Below are 14827 nucleotides of genomic sequence, written 5' to 3' on the forward strand. Positions count from 1 at the left end.
TAGAAAAAATAACACTGTAATTCGCCACAACCACCCACAGAAGAGCCATGACGATGACCAGACCCAACACAAATTTTGTAAACTTCCAAACTGTTGCCATAGAAATGAATTATCGGTTACTTTAGATGGCGTCAACAAAAAGGACCCCCGCCGTGTTTTCTAAACAAGAAAAGATTCTCCTAGGCATTCTGGCTTCTATTCAATTCAGCTCTATCGTCGACTTCATGATCATGATGCCGCTGGGGCCGCAACTGATGCGCATGTTCTCGATCAATCCGCATCAGTTCGGACTCCTTGTGTCATCTTATACTTTCAGTGCGGGTTTGAGTGGCTTTTTCGCCTCTTTCTTCATGGACAAGTTCGATCGCAAACTGAGCCTGCTCTTTTTCTTTGTCGGATTCTCTTTAGGCACGGTGGCTTGCGGACTTTCGCCGAATTATGAAACTTTGCTTTTCGCACGAGGATTGACGGGAATTTTCGGCGGCGTTTTAAGCTCTCTGGTCCTTTCCATTGTCAGTGATGCGATTTCTTACGAACGTCGGGGTAGCGCCATGGGCGTGATCATGACTTCTTTTTCTATGGCCTCGGTCCTGGGTGTCCCGTTCAGTCTTTTCTTAGCCAATCAGTTTTCCTGGCACGCCCCGTTTTTATTTCTGGGTGCCATTTCCTTAGCTCTTTGTGTAGTGATCTATCTTCGCGTCCCACCTCTGCGATTGCATTTGATGGAGGCACGCCCGAAAGAGCCCATTCACCGAGTTATCACCCGCATTCTGCACAACAAAAATCAGCGGCGCGCCTTGCTGTTCATGTCTGCGGTGATGTTTGGGCACTTCGCCATCATCCCTTTTTTATCGCCTTCCCTGGTCGCCAATGCCGGAATGACTGAAGCCGAGCTTCCCTTTATGTACATGACCGGAGGTCTTTTTACGATCTTCAGTTCCCCTTACATCGGGCGTCTGGCAGACCGCTATGGTAAGCACAAGGTTTTCCTCTGGGGCGCCTTGATCACACTGCTGCCTTATTGGGTGATCACGCATCTTAGCACGACACCTTTATGGTTGATCCTTGCCATCTGCGCTTTCTTCTTCGTCTCGTCTGGGGGACGCATGATTCCGGCGACAGCTCTTGTTTCAGGGACGGCGCAGCCGCAAAACCGCGGAAGCTTCATGAGTATCGTCAGCTGTGTGCAGCAATTATCTTCGGCTGTTTCAAGTTATATCGCCGGTTGGATTGTGACGACAAACAGCGCCGGTCGTTTGGAAAATTACAACGTCGTCGGCTACGTAGCCGTGGCCTTTACCTTCGTGGCGATTTATCTTTCTAAGAAAATTCAGGCGGTCGAAAGTGCGCCAAACAAATCTGCGGATGCGCATTTGGCCGAGCCGGTCGTCTAAGACTCCGAGCGCACTTTTTGGCGCAAAGACTTGATTTCAGAATGCTGTTTTTTGCTTTCCAGTCTTTTGCGCTGAGAACTTTTTGTCGGCTTCGTCGCCACTCTTTTTTTCGGCACAAATAAAGCCTTACGAAGGGTTTCGTGCAGGCGACGAATGCATTCCGAGCGATTCTGATCTTGATCGCGATGCACATCACTGCGAATGATGAGATCGCCACTTTCTGTCAACTTGCCGTGCAATTTCAGACTCAGACGTTCCTTGAGCTCTGCATTCAAGGAGGTGGAGGCCCATAAATTCCACCGCAAAATGGCGGCGGAATTGGTGCGATTCACATTCTGGCCTCCCGGCCCACGGGAACGGGCGTAAGTGAAATCCATTTCGGCGAATGGAATCTGAATAGAAATCATTTTGTATCCGGCGGTGGCGTGAAATCCGCAAACGCCTCTCCGACTTTGACTGCGTTCACGAAAACTTCATAGTGAATGGGCGACGCCTTCGCGACCATGGCACTGACGCCGCAGTATTTCGTCATGGACAGGCGCACGGCTTTGAGTGCTTGTTCAGGTTTGATATCCGGGCCGACAATCTGATATTGGAGCTTCACTTCTTTAAAAATTTTCGGATGCGTCTCGGTGGTAGCGGTTTGCGCCAGAACATCACAAGACTGAAGATTCAGTCGCATTTTCTGCAGAATTGAGACAACGTCCATTCCCGAACAGGTGCAAATGGCCGTAAGCATGATTTCCTTGGGCGTGGCCGCCTGGTCCTGACCGCCATCTTCGGGCTTCCCGTCGATAAGAAATTTGTGATGCCGAACCCTGGCCTCAAAGCCCAGTTTGCCGATCCATTTTGTTTGACACTCCATAAGCCCCATTCTTCCTCCGGACTCTTTAAAAAAGGCTACAATTCATAACGCCAGAAGTAAAGCAATGCTCACATGAGGGGATCATTTGCGTTGGAACATAAGGGACGGTAGACTAAGAGGGTTAGGAGTACCTTTATGATTGCAATGATTGCTACAGCTCTATTTGCTTTGATCGCCGGTGGTGGCGCAGGCTGGGCCTTGCACAAAATCTTGAACGCACGCACTTTGCGTCATGCGCGCGAAGAAGCCGCTGATATCGTGGGCGAAGCCAAAGAAGTTGCGGAACTAAAAGCTCTGGAAGAAAAAGAGCGCGTTCAAGAAATTGAAATGGAAATGTGGACCAAAGTTGAACCGGATATGCTGAAGGTTGAAGGTCGCATCGAAGAACTGCAAGAGCTCGCCAACGAAAAAAAAGCCAAAGCCGATTCGATTGTTCAAGAAGAAAAAAAGAAACTGCAAGAGCGCGAGTCCGAGGTGAAGAGCCAGGAACAAGCCTTGCGTGGCCAGGAAGCTGAACTGAATAAACTGAAAGAGACCCAAAAAGGTCTCAATAAAGATCTTGTTCTAAAGCTTACGGAAAGACTGGGAACCTCGGCAGAAGAATTCAAAAATCAGTTGAAGACCCAAATGGAAGAAGATTCCCGCCGTCGCGCCGCCCGCTTCATTCAGGAATCCGAAGAGGACTTGAAAGAACACGCCGAACAACGCGCGAAAAAAATCCTGAGCCTAGTCATCGACCGTTTTGCCCGTCCTTACTGTGCAGAACGCGGGATCGGTGCCGTGAATTTCCCCGACAATCACATCCGTAAACTTTTCTGCGACCCCAATGGCAATAATATTAAAGCCGTTCAGGATGCTTGCGGTTGCGACATCATTGTTGAAGAAGGCATGGACATGGTCGGCGTGGCCGGGTTCGATCCTGTTCGTCGTGAACTGACTCGCCGAACTTTAGAGCGTATTTTTAAAGAGAAGAAAAATATCAATCCTGATTTCATTAAAAAAATTGCCGAAAATCAGAAGAAAGAACTTTTCAAAAACATCAAACACGATGGTGATGCTTTGGCGAAGGAACTCAAACTAGACGGTTTGAATGCGGAAGTTCGTCAAATGATGGGTTCCTTGCGTTACCGCTACTCGTTTACACAGAACCAATATTTCCACTGTGGCGAAGTTGGCTGGCTGGCGGGCTTGATGGCCGCAGAGCTGGGCCTGGATATCAAAAAAGCGCGCCGAGTGGGCATGCTGCACGATATCGGTAAATCCATGGATCACGTCATGGAAGGCGGCCATGCCGTCATCGGCGCTGACTTTATCGCAGCCCGTGGCGAGGCGCCGGATGTGGTTCATGCCGTGAAGGCCCATCACTTTGACGAGCAACCTTCGACAGATCATGCCTTTTTAGTAATTGCCGCCGATGCGGTTTCCGGAGCGCGCCCCGGAGCGCGCCGCTCAACGATTGAATCCTACAATCAAAAGGTGTCGGAACTTCAAGACATCGCGCGTTCTTTCCCTGGCGTTACGGACTGCTTCGTCCTGAGCGGTGGACGCGAGTGTCGCGTTCTTGTGAATGGAAAGAAAGTGGATGATTCTCAAGCGTTGGATCTTTCTAAAAAGATTGCCGCGCGCATCGAAGAGGAATGCAACTACCCTGGACAAATCAAGGTGGTGGTTGTTCGCGAAACCGTTGTGACAGAACAAACAAGGAAAGAACTCGCATAAAACGCGAGTTCTTTTTGTTTAACAACAGACCTTTTATTAAAACCCTATCATCTTTCTCGTTTTAGAAGATTCTCCGACCCACTTTAGGTTCAAATAAAGGGGTAGCAAGGGAGAATTTCATGGTGATCGAAACATCCTTAGAAAAGCAGCACGCTCAACGCGTGTTGGTCATAGATGATAGCTTAGACTCTGTAAAACTCATGTCACACATCTTGGATCACTACAAATGCGATGTGACGATGGCGTTTGACGGACAAGATGCCATTCCTCTTCTTGTGAACAGACATTTTGATTTGGTGGTTTTAGACTGGCAAATGCCACAAATGGGAGGCCGCGATACGCTTCTTCTGATGGACCGACTTTTGACGGAAAGAAAGGTCCACAAGTTGCGTAAACCCATTCCTGTCGTCATTTACACAGGTCATAGCGAGGAAGAACTGGAGCTTCCCTTAGTACGTAACTTCACGTACATGGGCTTCATTAACAAGCGTCAGGCCTTCAGCTCGATGATGCGTTCATTTAATTTTATTTTACGTTCGGTTTAGGGAAACCTATTGAACGACGAGAGGTGCCCTTTGCTTCATTGTGGAGGGCACCCACATCCATATCTTCAGATTAGGGACGGGCGCATTCTTTACGATTCTGACAGCGAATCATTTCGTAACGATAGTTGCGCATTTCTGTAAGTGTGTAAGGCAACTCTTGATCATATCCGGCTTCGATAGTCCCCTTCTGTCCCATCGAGAAGAACTCCTTCACGAACTTAAACTGCTCCGCTGAAAAGTTTTCTTTTGTCGACGTCGAAAAGAACCGCAGACTTGCACTGGAGCGAATCGCCTTCATGAAACGAGCACGTTGCTCCTGAGCCTTTTCTAGGCCGCCACGCATGTCTTTCCAGCACTTCACCTCACCGATCTTCACGACTTTATTTAAATTGTTGTCGAAGATGACAATGTCCAACTCGCCGATCACACGGGACTCACTGCCGTAAGCGATGCCGACAAGAACTTCATATTGAGGTTTTGCATACTCGCGTTGCATTTCAATGCGCGCCACTTCTTCGCAAATAGAACCGGAATCCTCATAACTGCGCGGGACATCCTTAAGCTGTGCGAAGTCCTCAGACCAAGCTGCGAAAGTGGAAGAAGAAAGAAATAGACCTAAAACAAACATCAGGATTTTCATGGGCCCCCTCAAGTCATTAGAATCTTTGATTGCTGTGCCGCTTCTTCTGCCCAGAGGACATCAAAAAATCAAACAGAATGTCCACATTTTGGTGACGCATTGCAATTCAAATAGGTAGACACCCCGCCTCTTTGATATCTTAAAAAACAATCTATGGATCCTGACCCTTATCCGACCTATTCAAATTCAAAGCTTTCTATTTATTTTATTCCGGAGATCTCCACATGATCGAACTTATAGTGGTGCTAGTCTGTCTAGCGCTGAACGCTCTATTTTCTGCTGTGGAGATGGCCTTCGTCAGCGTCAACCGCGTGGAATTACGCAAGCTTGCCGATAAAGGCGACTCTAATGCCAGTCTGCTTTTGCGACTGCGCCTGACGCCAGAACGAACGCTTTCTGTTCTGCAAATTGGTATCACACTGGTGGGAGCTATTTCTGCGGCGGTCGGTGGTGCGGGGGCTGAAGAATCCTTATCGCCGATCTTTGAACAGCGTTTTGGTATCAGTGAAGATCTGGCTGAAGCTCTATCTATTTTAATAGTGGTTATTCCCATCACCGTGGCCAGCGTCGTGATTGGCGAGTTGGTTCCAAAAAGTCTGGCCTTAAAAAATTCCAAAAAGATTGCCCTTCTGGCGGCTAAAGGTTTGTTCACTTTCGACAAAGTTCTTTCACCTGTCGTGAATCTTTTAGAAGACATGACCCATGCGATTGTGCGCGTCTTTCAAAAGAAAGCCACACGAGGAGCGCTTCATGATCCCGGAGCTGCGGAAGAAACCTCGATCAGTATTGACTCGCTTTCCAAGACACATAGACAGTTTGTCTTAAACCTTGTGAATATCGAAGCCAAACAGGCGGAAGATATGATGGTGGACTGGGAAAACACGGTGAAGGTTTCCGTGGATCTTCCTGTCTCTGACGTCTTAAACCTTGCCGTCGGTTCGGGCCACACCCGGTTGCCAGTTGTGAATGAAGCCGGCATCCCCCTGGGGCTGCTGCACACGAAAGAGTTCATCACTTATATCGGCAGCGGCGACACCAACTGGCCCTCGATTGTCAGACCGATTCTAAAAGTCAACGAAGGCGATGACGCCTTAAAAGCCCTCAAACTGATGCAGGAAAAAAAGAGCCACATGGCCTTGGTTTACGATAAAGACACTGTTGTGGGCATCATCACCATGGAAGATATTCTGGAAGAAATCATCGGTGAAATTGCCGATGAGGATGACGACGGACTGATCAAGCGTTTGTTAACAACGAAATCCCGCAGACCTTTCGGTCGACGCTAAAAAAAAAGCCCCGTACCTTGCGGCCGGGGCTTTCGTCTTCTATTCAAGCATTCAAATTAAAGAACTTTATTAGCGTGGTATTGCTCTTCAGAGAAATCATCCACCAAGATAGCATCGTAACGAACTGGTTCTGCTTCTTGCATCAGTTTGTATTCAGCCTCGTTGATAACATTTTTATTCTTGGCTTCGTCCAACAACAAGTGCGCTTTCTTCTTAGGAAGAACGCCGTCACGGATCGCTTTTTTGATTTTCTTTTCAACCGCTTCAGATTGCAAAGTTACTGACATCGCATATTCCAAACGGCCCAACGCTTCGCCGCGCTCTTTTGGCAAGTAAATGCCGTCTGTCAGACGATCGCGGATACCGCCTTCTTTCATCATAGAAGAGGCAATTGCATGTGACCAACCGTCAGAGGCTTGCGAACCGATAGAGTTGATACGTGACCAAGCACCGATCCAGCCTTTAAAGAACCAACGCAAACCGGGGATCTTCAAATTATCAAAGATACCATCGAAACCTTTTTGGATTTCAGCCATGTTTTGTTTCAAGTTGTAATGCACAAAAGCTAGATCTTCTTCACGACGACCTTCGGCTTCGAAACGACGAAGGATACAAGTCGCGATGTACATATTCGCCAAGATATCGGCGAAACGACCGGTGATTTTTTCTCTCATTTTCAAAGAGCCACCCAAAACGCCCATCGCGATATCAGCAAGCAACGCGTAGGTCGCTGAAGTCCACGAAAGACGACGGAAATAGATCTTCATTTGCGGATGACAATCCGGCGCGGATGCCAAGTATCCACGTGACAAGGAAAGAAGAATGGCACGGCAAGTATTGCGCACGATGTGCCCGATATGGCCGAAGAACGCTCTATCAAATCCTTTCAAGTCGTTGGCCTCATAGGCTTTCACTTCCGCATACGCAAAAGGATGTGAACGAAGAGCCCCTTGACCGAAGATGATCAAAGTGCGCGTCATGATATTCGCACCTTCCACCGTGATACCGATTGGCGTCGCGATATAAATTTCCGCCAAGACGTTGCGAGGTCCCATCGAGATACCCGCTCCACCCATGATGTCCATAGCGTCGTTGATCGACTTACGGCCCATTTCAGTAGAATAGTATTTCTGCATCGCTGTGATCACACCGGGCTTAATCCCTTTATCCAAGGCCCCCAATGTGAAAATACGCATAGCTTCCAGAGCGTAAGTATTCGCTCCGATGCGCGCCAAAGGTTCTTCAACACCTTCGAATTTACCAATCGAAACCCCAAATTGACGACGAACAACCGCATGTGCTGAAGTCACGCGAGTCGCCAATTTTGCTCCACCTGTTGCTTGCGCCGGCAAAGAGATACCGCGACCTGCCGCCAAACATTCCATCAACATCATCCAGCCACGACCGGCGCCGCCGATACCACCAACGATGGCGTCTTCCGCATCAACGATGACGTCTTTACCTTGTGTCGGACAGTTGTAGAAAGGTGTATTCAATGGATCATGACGACGGCCTAAAACCACGCCCGGTGTGCTTGCCGGAATCAACGCACAAGTGATGCCCAGATCTTCACCTTTACCCAAAAGATTTTCAGGGTCACGAAGACGGAAAGCCAAACCGATCACTGACGAAATCGCCGCCAACGTGATCCAACGTTTGTTCCAGTTCAATTTGATTTTAATTTTACCATCAGAATCTTTAAACAAGATACCAGAGGAAGTGATCGCACCGGCATCAGAACCCGCCGTAGGCTCGGTCAAACCGAAGCAAGGAATCTCGCGACCATCGGCCAAACGAGGCAACCAGTAGGTCTTCTGTTTTTCAGTCCCGTAGTGTGCCAGAAGCTCTGCAGGTCCCAAGGAATTTGGCACCATCACTTGAATCGCGACGGAAATAGATCGCGAAGAAAGTTTCATGATCACTTCGGAATGGCAAAGAGCGGAAAATCCTAAACCACCGTACTCTTTCGGTACGATCATGCCCAAGAATTTTTCTTTACGAATGTAGTCCCAGATATCTTGAGGAATTTCTTTCGTCTTATAAATCTGCCAGTGATCGATCATCTTACACAGAGTGTTCACTGGTCCGTCCATGAAAGCCTTTTCTTCCGCCGTCAAGCTAGGGTAAGGCTCTTGCATCATCGTACCGAAATCAGGTTTTCCCGAGAACAGATCTTTTTCGATCCACACGACCCCGGCATCCAACGCGGCTTTTTCAGTGTCAGAAATCTTCGGCAAGAATTCAAACTTCTTGAAGATTCCGAATACGCCCGAAGTCACCAGCGCTGTACGAATTGGTGGGATATTGAAGATCACTGCCAAAACAGCGAAAACAATCCACAACCAGGTGGGAGCTCCGAAACCGAACAAAATCGCAGCTAAGGCGATTGTCCAAACGATGAGTGGGCTGCCAAAGAACCCGACGAACAACAAAAGAGCGACGGAGCCTAAAACCCAGGCCCACGTGAAGCTCTCTAAGAAAAACCCATAAAGAGAGTTGATAGAATCCACGATGTATCTCCTTTAATCCTTTAAATTGATACACAGTAATTAGACTCTGGAATGTGAGGATGTGCAAGGAGTTCGGACGCTTGTCTATATAGATCCGAGATGGAAAAAACATGAGGAAGACTGAGAAAAAACAAAAGCCCTCTTGCGAGGGCTTCGTTCGTAGCTCTAAGCTATTCTCGCCGTAAGGCTTAAATTACTTAGTTTCGCCAGCAGGAGCTGCAGGAGCAGTCTCTGTAGCCGCAGGAGCTGTTTCAGTAGCTGCAGGTGTACCTTCAGCTGGAGCTGCTTCTGTAGTAGCAGGAGCTGTTTCAGTTGCAGGTGCTTGCTCAGCAGGTTGATTTTTAGAGCAAGTGAAACCAGTTGTGAAAGAAAGTGCTAGCAAAGCAGCGATAACGATTGCTTTCATTGTTGTTGTCCCTTCGTTTATTAATTTGTGCATTCCACTCGAGCACGTTCATTGACGTTTCGAGAAAGTCCGCATTTTTGTTTTAAAACTCGACTAAGGACCAAATTACACAAAAGAGGCGCCTGATAGCAAACGAATTTTTAAAAATTATTTTTGGCAGCGTGAACACCAGAAGGTGTTTCGCCCACCCAGAACTTTCGACTTCACCTGTTGCCCACAAGTCACACAAGGCATTTTTGCGCGATCGTAGACTCGAAAACTCCTCTGAAAGTAGCCACTTTCTCCACTGGTTTGAGCGAAGTCGCTGATCGAGGAACCACCGAGTTCGATCGAGCGAGATAAAATTTTTTTAATCTCGTTTGCCAGAACCTCGGCTCGATCGCGAGAAAGTTTTTGCGCTGGCAGCGTCGGCCTGATTCCCGCGGCAAATAAGGCTTCACTGGCATAGATGTTCCCAACGCCGACCACGATTTTCTGATCCATAATCGCCACTTTGATCGCCACATCTTTACCACGCAGACTTTCCCAAAGCTGTTTTCCAGTAAAACTTTTCGTCAATGGCTCTGGCCCCAAACCCTTTAGTTTCGGGTGTTCCAGGGGATTTTGCACAAAATCAAAGTAGCCAAATCGACGTGGATCGCGGTACGCCAGACGAAGATTTCCGGAAAAATGAAGATAGATATGATCATGCAGACGCTCGTCACCGGGAGGAGCCACCCGCCACGTGCCGGTCATACCCAAATGCGAAAGCATCGCGCCTTTTTTAGTCCAAAGAAGAAGGTATTTGGCTCGTCTTTCAACAGATAAAAGCTTTTCCCCCACCAAGATGCTTAATTTTTTAGCAGGAATGGGCTCCCGCAGATCCGCCCTTTTTAGCTCGATCTTCTGCAAAACGGGCTCATCCTTCAGGATCTTTTCCAAACCTCGGCGCACAACTTCGACTTCGGGCAACTCGGGCATCTCAACCTAACCTATTGCTTTTATTGATTTTCTTTATCATAGCGAAAACCAGTGGAACTTCTCACCACCCTTTTATTCCATAACATCTTCCGAAGCAAATCCCTACCAGGAACCGTCACCGTCCGCAGTCTTGGTTCTAGATCCAGCTTTTACAGGGCAGAGCCCAGGTTGAAGGCCTTTCGGCGGATTTAAGAACCTCGAGCGAGGCCTCAATAAAGATTTTGTTAAGGGGAAAGAAAGAACTCTCTCTTTGTGCCAAGTTATAGCAACCTGCACAATATGGACAAGAAAAGCGAGTCAACTTTGTCGAAGCCTGAGATTTGGTGTGGAGGAAATACTTTATTGGTCGGAGTTCAGCCTCCACCGGCGCCTGGATGGCGCGAACCGGGCGACAGCCCGGCGGTGGCTGAGGCAGGAGGCCGTGCTGAACGGAGCACCGATAAAGTATTTCCTCCACACCAAATCCCTCGCGCTTACAACCAGACTACTGGATCAGTTTCAAAACGGAATAAACTACAGAATAGAACAAGGGCTCATTTGGCAATCCCACTTTGCAGAGGCAGGGCCTTCGAAAGAAAAAAGGAGTCTTACGACTCCTTTTTGCTTCAATTTCGATATAAAGACGGTTACGCCGTTAAATCTTAGATACCAGATTTCAAACGTTCTTCATCATCAACGTGTGTTTGGATTCCGCCTTTAAGATTTGGACGATAAGCCAAGTGGTTGATGTCGTAAATGAAGTTTGCACCGTTCACGCCTGGAGTTTGCCACTCAGGTCCCAAACGGATGGCATCTACTGGACACGCTTCTTCACAGTAGCCGCAGAAAACGCAGCGAAGAATGTCGATTTCGTAGCTGATCGGGAATTTTTCGACATGAGGGTCGTTATGTTCCGCCGCTACGATTTTAATACATTCTGCAGGACAGTTCGTCGCGCACAACATACACGCCGTACAACGAAGAGATCCGTCTTTTTTCACTGTCAAAACGTGATTCCCTTTGAAACGAGGAGAATATTCATACTTTTCCTCGGGGTAATTCAACGTCATCATTTTCTTGCGGTTGAAAAGATTCACCAGCAAGTGCTTCATGGTGATGCCCAGGCCACCCAGGACCCCTGGCAGGTACCACTTTGCTTTTTCGGAGTTATTTTGCATTACGCTCATAAGCTGCCTCTTCTAAATACGAATTCATTCTTCTTGCGAGCTTCCAAGGTAACTTGATCTTCACGCTGATTCATCGGCATGAACGGTTGCGCGGTCGCTGTTGGAATCGTCAGATTTTTACCAGCAAGCAACAAAGCCGCTTCTGTCAAAGTTAGAGCTTCGGATACAACTGTCGTTACTTTTTTAAACTTTTGTTCAAGCCCCGCGTGGTTGATGAACGTGCCATCTTTTTCCACGAAAGTTTTTGTCGGGATCAACCACACATTGCCAGTCAAAGCCATCAACGCGTCGTTTTTACCCGCTTGCAACCAGATCAAATTCTGAGCTTTGGAAAGCTCTTTCACGCGTTCTTGGAGGTCAGGGAAAACCGCTTGGTTTTCAGGACCGGCAACAACCACAGTTTTGATTGAACCGTTACCAAGTCCTTGAGTCAAATCAGCCCAAGTTGCCGTGATACCGTGTTTTTCCAAAACTTTAAGAAGACCTTTAGTATTCGGGTTTTTATCACCACGAAGAAGAAGGCCGTCGAAGCTGTCGAAAGTTTCTTTGTTGTTAATCCAGAAGAAGATCTTCTTCGTTTTAAATTCGTTCACGAATGTCGAAACAATCGCGTCGAATTCTTCCACGGTGTATTGCGCAGTCAGAACCAAAGCCAAAGAATCGCCGGAAGTGTTTTTCAATACTTCGTGGGCATTCTTCGCCGCCGCTCCGCCAGCCATTTCTGTCCAGCCCGAAGCATTGCGTACTTGCGCTTTCAACAAGCGAGTCTCTTTGTTCACGAACTTATAAACGTCACGACCTTCATCGCACATCCAGTAACCGTTCACTTTTTCATTGTAAACAGGCTTCACGCGGAAGAAACCTTCCTTGTTGAAGTACACTTTGACGTTACAGCCGTTAGAGCAACCGTTACAGACAGTTTCTGCATCTTTGAGATACCACACGCGCTGACGGAAACGGAAATCTTTCGACGTCAATGCACCCACTGGGCAGATATCAACAGTATTCAAAGAATATTTATTGTTAAGCTCAACACCTTCGTGAGTTCCGATTTCAGAACGATCGCCACGATTGAAGATACCCAATTCGTTTGTTTTAGACACTTCTTCAGTGAAACGAACACAACGAGAACACAAAATACATCTTTCTGAATCCAAAACCACTGTCGGACCTAGATCGACCACTTTGTGCTTCTTTACTTTAGCTTCAGCCATTTCTGGGTCGTACTTGCCGTATTCCATATACTGGTCTTGAAGACCACACTCACCGGCCTGGTCACAGATCGGACAATCCAAAGGATGGTTGATCAAGTGGAAGTCCAGACCCCACTTCACGGCATCACGTACTTTTTCAGACGTGTTATTGATCTTCATGCCTTCCGTAACCATGGTGTTACAGGCGATTTGTACACGTGGATTTCCTTCGATCTCCACCATACAAAGACGACAAACACCGGCAACACTCAAGCCCGGGTGCCAGCAGTAGTGAGCGATACGATCGCCAGACTGTTGCATGGCTTCGATGATCGACGTGCCTTCTTTTACTTCGACTTCTTTGCCATTAATGGTGCATTTCGGCATATGTCGTTCCTTTTACTTTCGAACGTCCTTCGCGGACATAGAATTCAAATTCATCTCTAAACTTAGTCACAAAGCTCAACACAGGAAGAGCGGCGGCATCAGAAAGGGCACAGATTGTTTTCCCTTTCATGTTGTCAGCCACTTTGATCAACAAGTCGATGTCTTGCAAACGACCGCGACCTTCCAAAATCGAATGAAGAATCTTGTTCAACCAACCTGTGCCTTCACGGCAAGGTGTACACTGACCGCAAGATTCGTGGGCATAGAAGTGAGTCAAAACACCCAACATATCCACCATACATTGAGAATCGTCGATCACAATCACCGCACCAGAACCCAACATGGTTCCCAGACCTGCAAGTGATTCATAATCCAGATTGGCTTTCGCCACTTCATCGGCTGTTAAAACAGGAGCGGAGGAACCACCAGGAATAACCGCTTTGAGCTTGCGGCCTGGCTTCATGCCTCCCCCTTCTTTCATGATCAGATCCATCAAAGGATAGCCCAATGGAACTTCGAAATTCCCGGGTGTCATCACGTTTCCAGAAAGAGAGAACAGCTTCGTTCCCGCGGATTTTTCTGTTCCATTTTTACGATAAGCCTGGGCGCCATCACGAATGATGTACGTCACAGCCGCCAAAGTTTCCACGTTGTTCACAATCGTCGGCTTGCGCAAGTAACCTTGAACCGCCGGGAATGGTGGCTTCAATTTTGGCTGGCCTTTTAAGCCTTCCAACGAAGAGATCATACCGGTTTCTTCGCCACAGATGTAAGCACCCGCGCCACGATAAACATCTAGGTCAAAGTCAAAACCAGAACCCAAGATGTTTTTACCTAAAAGGCCCGCAGCATAGGCTTCTTTAATTGCCTTATTCAAACATTCAATCGGGTAAACATATTCACCACGAACGTAAATATAACCTTTATTAGAACCGATCGCGAAAGCCGAGATGATCATACCTTCGATCAATTGGTGCGGAGCACGCTCCATCATCATACGATCTTTGAATGTTCCTGGCTCCCCTTCATCGGCATTGCAAAGAAGGTAACGAGGTTCTCCGTTTTTAGGAAGGAAACCCCACTTCATGCCCGTTGGGAAACCCGCACCGCCACGTCCGCGAAGACCTGAAGCCTTCACTTCGTCGATGATTTGCTGAGGTTGTAACTTCAAAGCTTTCGGCAAAGTTTCGTATCCGCCTTTAGCTTTGTATCCAGCCAAAGTTTGAAACTCTGGCAAGTGATAGAATTCTGTCAGTAGTTTTGTTTCAGCCATTATTTCATTCCTCGTAACAGATTCATTGCTGATTCCGGAGTGAGTTTCTCATGGTAGGTATCATTCACTTGCATCATTGGCGCAGTTCCGCAGGAACCCAGGCACTCTACTTTACTGACTGTAAAACGACCGTCTGAAGTGACTTCTCCGTATTTCACACCCAGTTCGTGACAGATGTGGCTGGCCATCTCGCGACCGCCTTCCAACGCGCAGGAAATATTTGTGCACACTTGCACATGATATTTACCCACAGGCTTTTGATTGAACATCGTATAAAACTTAAAAACTTCGTTAATACGTGCTTCAGGGATGTCCATCACCTTGGAAAGATACGTGATCATTTCCGGAGTGATGAAACCGTTGTTTTCTTTTTGTGCGATGTAAAGGCTGGGGATGATTGCAGAATCTTTCGCTTCATAGCGAGCCAATTCTTTTTTTACCTCTGCCAAACCTTGTTCACTTAGTTGAAACATTCTTTGTCCT

14 protein-coding genes are annotated in these 14827 nt (G+C 47.5%); 4 read left to right on the forward strand and 10 right to left on the reverse strand.

What is annotated here, in order from left to right; translation table 11 throughout:
- Positions 1 to 152 precede the first annotated feature (152 nt).
- The gene (locus OM95_RS02745; protein ID WP_041870073.1) at positions 153 to 1394 is read left to right on the forward strand and encodes an MFS transporter; all 1242 of its coding nucleotides are present in this window, start codon (positions 153 to 155) and stop codon (positions 1392 to 1394) included.
- Here the strand turns inward: OM95_RS02745 and arfB are convergent.
- Positions 1391 to 1801, reverse strand: coding sequence for an alternative ribosome rescue aminoacyl-tRNA hydrolase ArfB (arfB, locus tag OM95_RS02750; RefSeq protein WP_041870074.1), 411 nt, complete (start codon positions 1799 to 1801; stop codon positions 1391 to 1393). The genes OM95_RS02745 and arfB overlap by 4 nt on opposite strands.
- Entirely contained in the window at positions 1798 to 2259 is a 462-nt protein-coding gene (locus tag OM95_RS02755) for an OsmC family protein (protein ID WP_291515480.1), read from the reverse strand. Before OM95_RS02755 ends, arfB begins: the two co-directional genes overlap by 4 nt.
- 135 nt (positions 2260 to 2394) lie before the next feature.
- Between OM95_RS02755 and OM95_RS02760 the strand changes: the two genes are divergently transcribed.
- A complete protein-coding gene (locus OM95_RS02760) occupies positions 2395 to 3978 on the forward strand; it encodes an Rnase Y domain-containing protein (protein ID WP_041870077.1) in 1584 nt (527 codons plus the stop codon).
- 119 nt (positions 3979 to 4097) lie between these two features.
- The gene (locus tag OM95_RS02765; RefSeq protein ID WP_041870079.1) at positions 4098 to 4523 is read left to right on the forward strand and encodes a response regulator; all 426 of its coding nucleotides are present in this window, start codon (positions 4098 to 4100) and stop codon (positions 4521 to 4523) included.
- Between the two features lie 70 nt (positions 4524 to 4593).
- Here OM95_RS02765 and OM95_RS02770 read toward each other — a convergent pair whose 3' ends face one another.
- Positions 4594 to 5163, reverse strand: a complete 570-nt coding sequence (locus OM95_RS02770; RefSeq protein ID WP_041870081.1) for a hypothetical protein — start codon at positions 5161 to 5163, stop codon at positions 4594 to 4596.
- 224 nt (positions 5164 to 5387) lie between these two features.
- On the opposite strand from OM95_RS02770, the gene OM95_RS02775 reads away from it, so the two are divergent.
- Positions 5388 to 6449 (forward strand): hemolysin family protein, encoded by a 1062-nt coding sequence (locus tag OM95_RS02775; protein ID WP_041870082.1) that lies wholly within the window; start codon positions 5388 to 5390, stop codon positions 6447 to 6449.
- A 56-nt stretch (positions 6450 to 6505) separates the two neighbouring features.
- Here OM95_RS02775 and OM95_RS02780 read toward each other — a convergent pair whose 3' ends face one another.
- The 7 genes from OM95_RS02780 to OM95_RS02815 all read right to left on the reverse strand — a co-directional run bounded on the left by OM95_RS02780 (position 6506) and on the right by OM95_RS02815 (position 14817).
- The gene (locus tag OM95_RS02780) at positions 6506 to 8959 is read right to left on the reverse strand and encodes an acyl-CoA dehydrogenase (RefSeq protein WP_041870084.1); all 2454 of its coding nucleotides are present in this window, start codon (positions 8957 to 8959) and stop codon (positions 6506 to 6508) included.
- A 193-nt stretch (positions 8960 to 9152) separates the two neighbouring features.
- Entirely contained in the window at positions 9153 to 9365 is a 213-nt protein-coding gene (locus tag OM95_RS02785) for a hypothetical protein (RefSeq protein WP_041870086.1), read from the reverse strand.
- A 147-nt stretch (positions 9366 to 9512) separates the two neighbouring features.
- Positions 9513 to 10325, reverse strand: a complete 813-nt coding sequence (gene mutM / locus OM95_RS02790) for a bifunctional DNA-formamidopyrimidine glycosylase/DNA-(apurinic or apyrimidinic site) lyase (RefSeq protein ID WP_041870087.1) — start codon at positions 10323 to 10325, stop codon at positions 9513 to 9515.
- 641 nt (positions 10326 to 10966) lie between these two features.
- Positions 10967 to 11491, reverse strand: coding sequence for an NADH-quinone oxidoreductase subunit I (locus tag OM95_RS02800; RefSeq protein ID WP_041870091.1), 525 nt, complete (start codon positions 11489 to 11491; stop codon positions 10967 to 10969).
- A complete protein-coding gene (locus tag OM95_RS02805) occupies positions 11488 to 13071 on the reverse strand; it encodes a 2Fe-2S iron-sulfur cluster-binding protein (RefSeq protein WP_041870093.1) in 1584 nt (527 codons plus the stop codon). Before OM95_RS02805 ends, OM95_RS02800 begins: the two co-directional genes overlap by 4 nt.
- Positions 13052 to 14344 (reverse strand): NADH-quinone oxidoreductase subunit NuoF, encoded by a 1293-nt coding sequence (gene nuoF, locus OM95_RS02810; RefSeq protein ID WP_041870095.1) that lies wholly within the window; start codon positions 14342 to 14344, stop codon positions 13052 to 13054. The genes OM95_RS02805 and nuoF overlap by 20 nt, the downstream gene beginning before the upstream one ends.
- The gene (locus tag OM95_RS02815; RefSeq protein WP_041870096.1) at positions 14344 to 14817 is read right to left on the reverse strand and encodes an NAD(P)H-dependent oxidoreductase subunit E; all 474 of its coding nucleotides are present in this window, start codon (positions 14815 to 14817) and stop codon (positions 14344 to 14346) included. Before OM95_RS02815 ends, nuoF begins: the two co-directional genes overlap by 1 nt.
- Positions 14818 to 14827 lie beyond the last annotated feature (10 nt).

The sequence above is a fragment of the Bdellovibrio sp. ArHS genome, from assembly GCF_000786105.1.
Classification (GTDB): Bacteria; Bdellovibrionota; Bdellovibrionia; order Bdellovibrionales; family Bdellovibrionaceae; genus Bdellovibrio.

Coding starts and splice junctions, on each gene's coding strand:
- OM95_RS02800 (WP_041870091.1), bottom strand. CDS start 11,491: ATGAGCGTAATGCAAAATAACTCCGAAAAAGCAAAGTGGTACCTGCCA.
- mutM (WP_041870087.1), bottom strand. CDS start 10,325: ATGCCCGAGTTGCCCGAAGTCGAAGTTGTGCGCCGAGGTTTGGAAAAG.
- OM95_RS02815 (WP_041870096.1), bottom strand. CDS start 14,817: ATGTTTCAACTAAGTGAACAAGGTTTGGCAGAGGTAAAAAAAGAATTG.
- OM95_RS02760 (WP_041870077.1), top strand. CDS start 2,395: ATGATTGCAATGATTGCTACAGCTCTATTTGCTTTGATCGCCGGTGGT.
- OM95_RS02770 (WP_041870081.1), bottom strand. CDS start 5,163: ATGAAAATCCTGATGTTTGTTTTAGGTCTATTTCTTTCTTCTTCCACT.
- OM95_RS02785 (WP_041870086.1), bottom strand. CDS start 9,365: ATGAAAGCAATCGTTATCGCTGCTTTGCTAGCACTTTCTTTCACAACT.
- nuoF (WP_041870095.1), bottom strand. CDS start 14,344: ATGGCTGAAACAAAACTACTGACAGAATTCTATCACTTGCCAGAGTTT.
- OM95_RS02805 (WP_041870093.1), bottom strand. CDS start 13,071: ATGCCGAAATGCACCATTAATGGCAAAGAAGTCGAAGTAAAAGAAGGC.
- OM95_RS02775 (WP_041870082.1), top strand. CDS start 5,388: ATGATCGAACTTATAGTGGTGCTAGTCTGTCTAGCGCTGAACGCTCTA.
- OM95_RS02765 (WP_041870079.1), top strand. CDS start 4,098: ATGGTGATCGAAACATCCTTAGAAAAGCAGCACGCTCAACGCGTGTTG.
- arfB (WP_041870074.1), bottom strand. CDS start 1,801: ATGATTTCTATTCAGATTCCATTCGCCGAAATGGATTTCACTTACGCC.
- OM95_RS02755 (WP_291515480.1), bottom strand. CDS start 2,259: ATGGAGTGTCAAACAAAATGGATCGGCAAACTGGGCTTTGAGGCCAGG.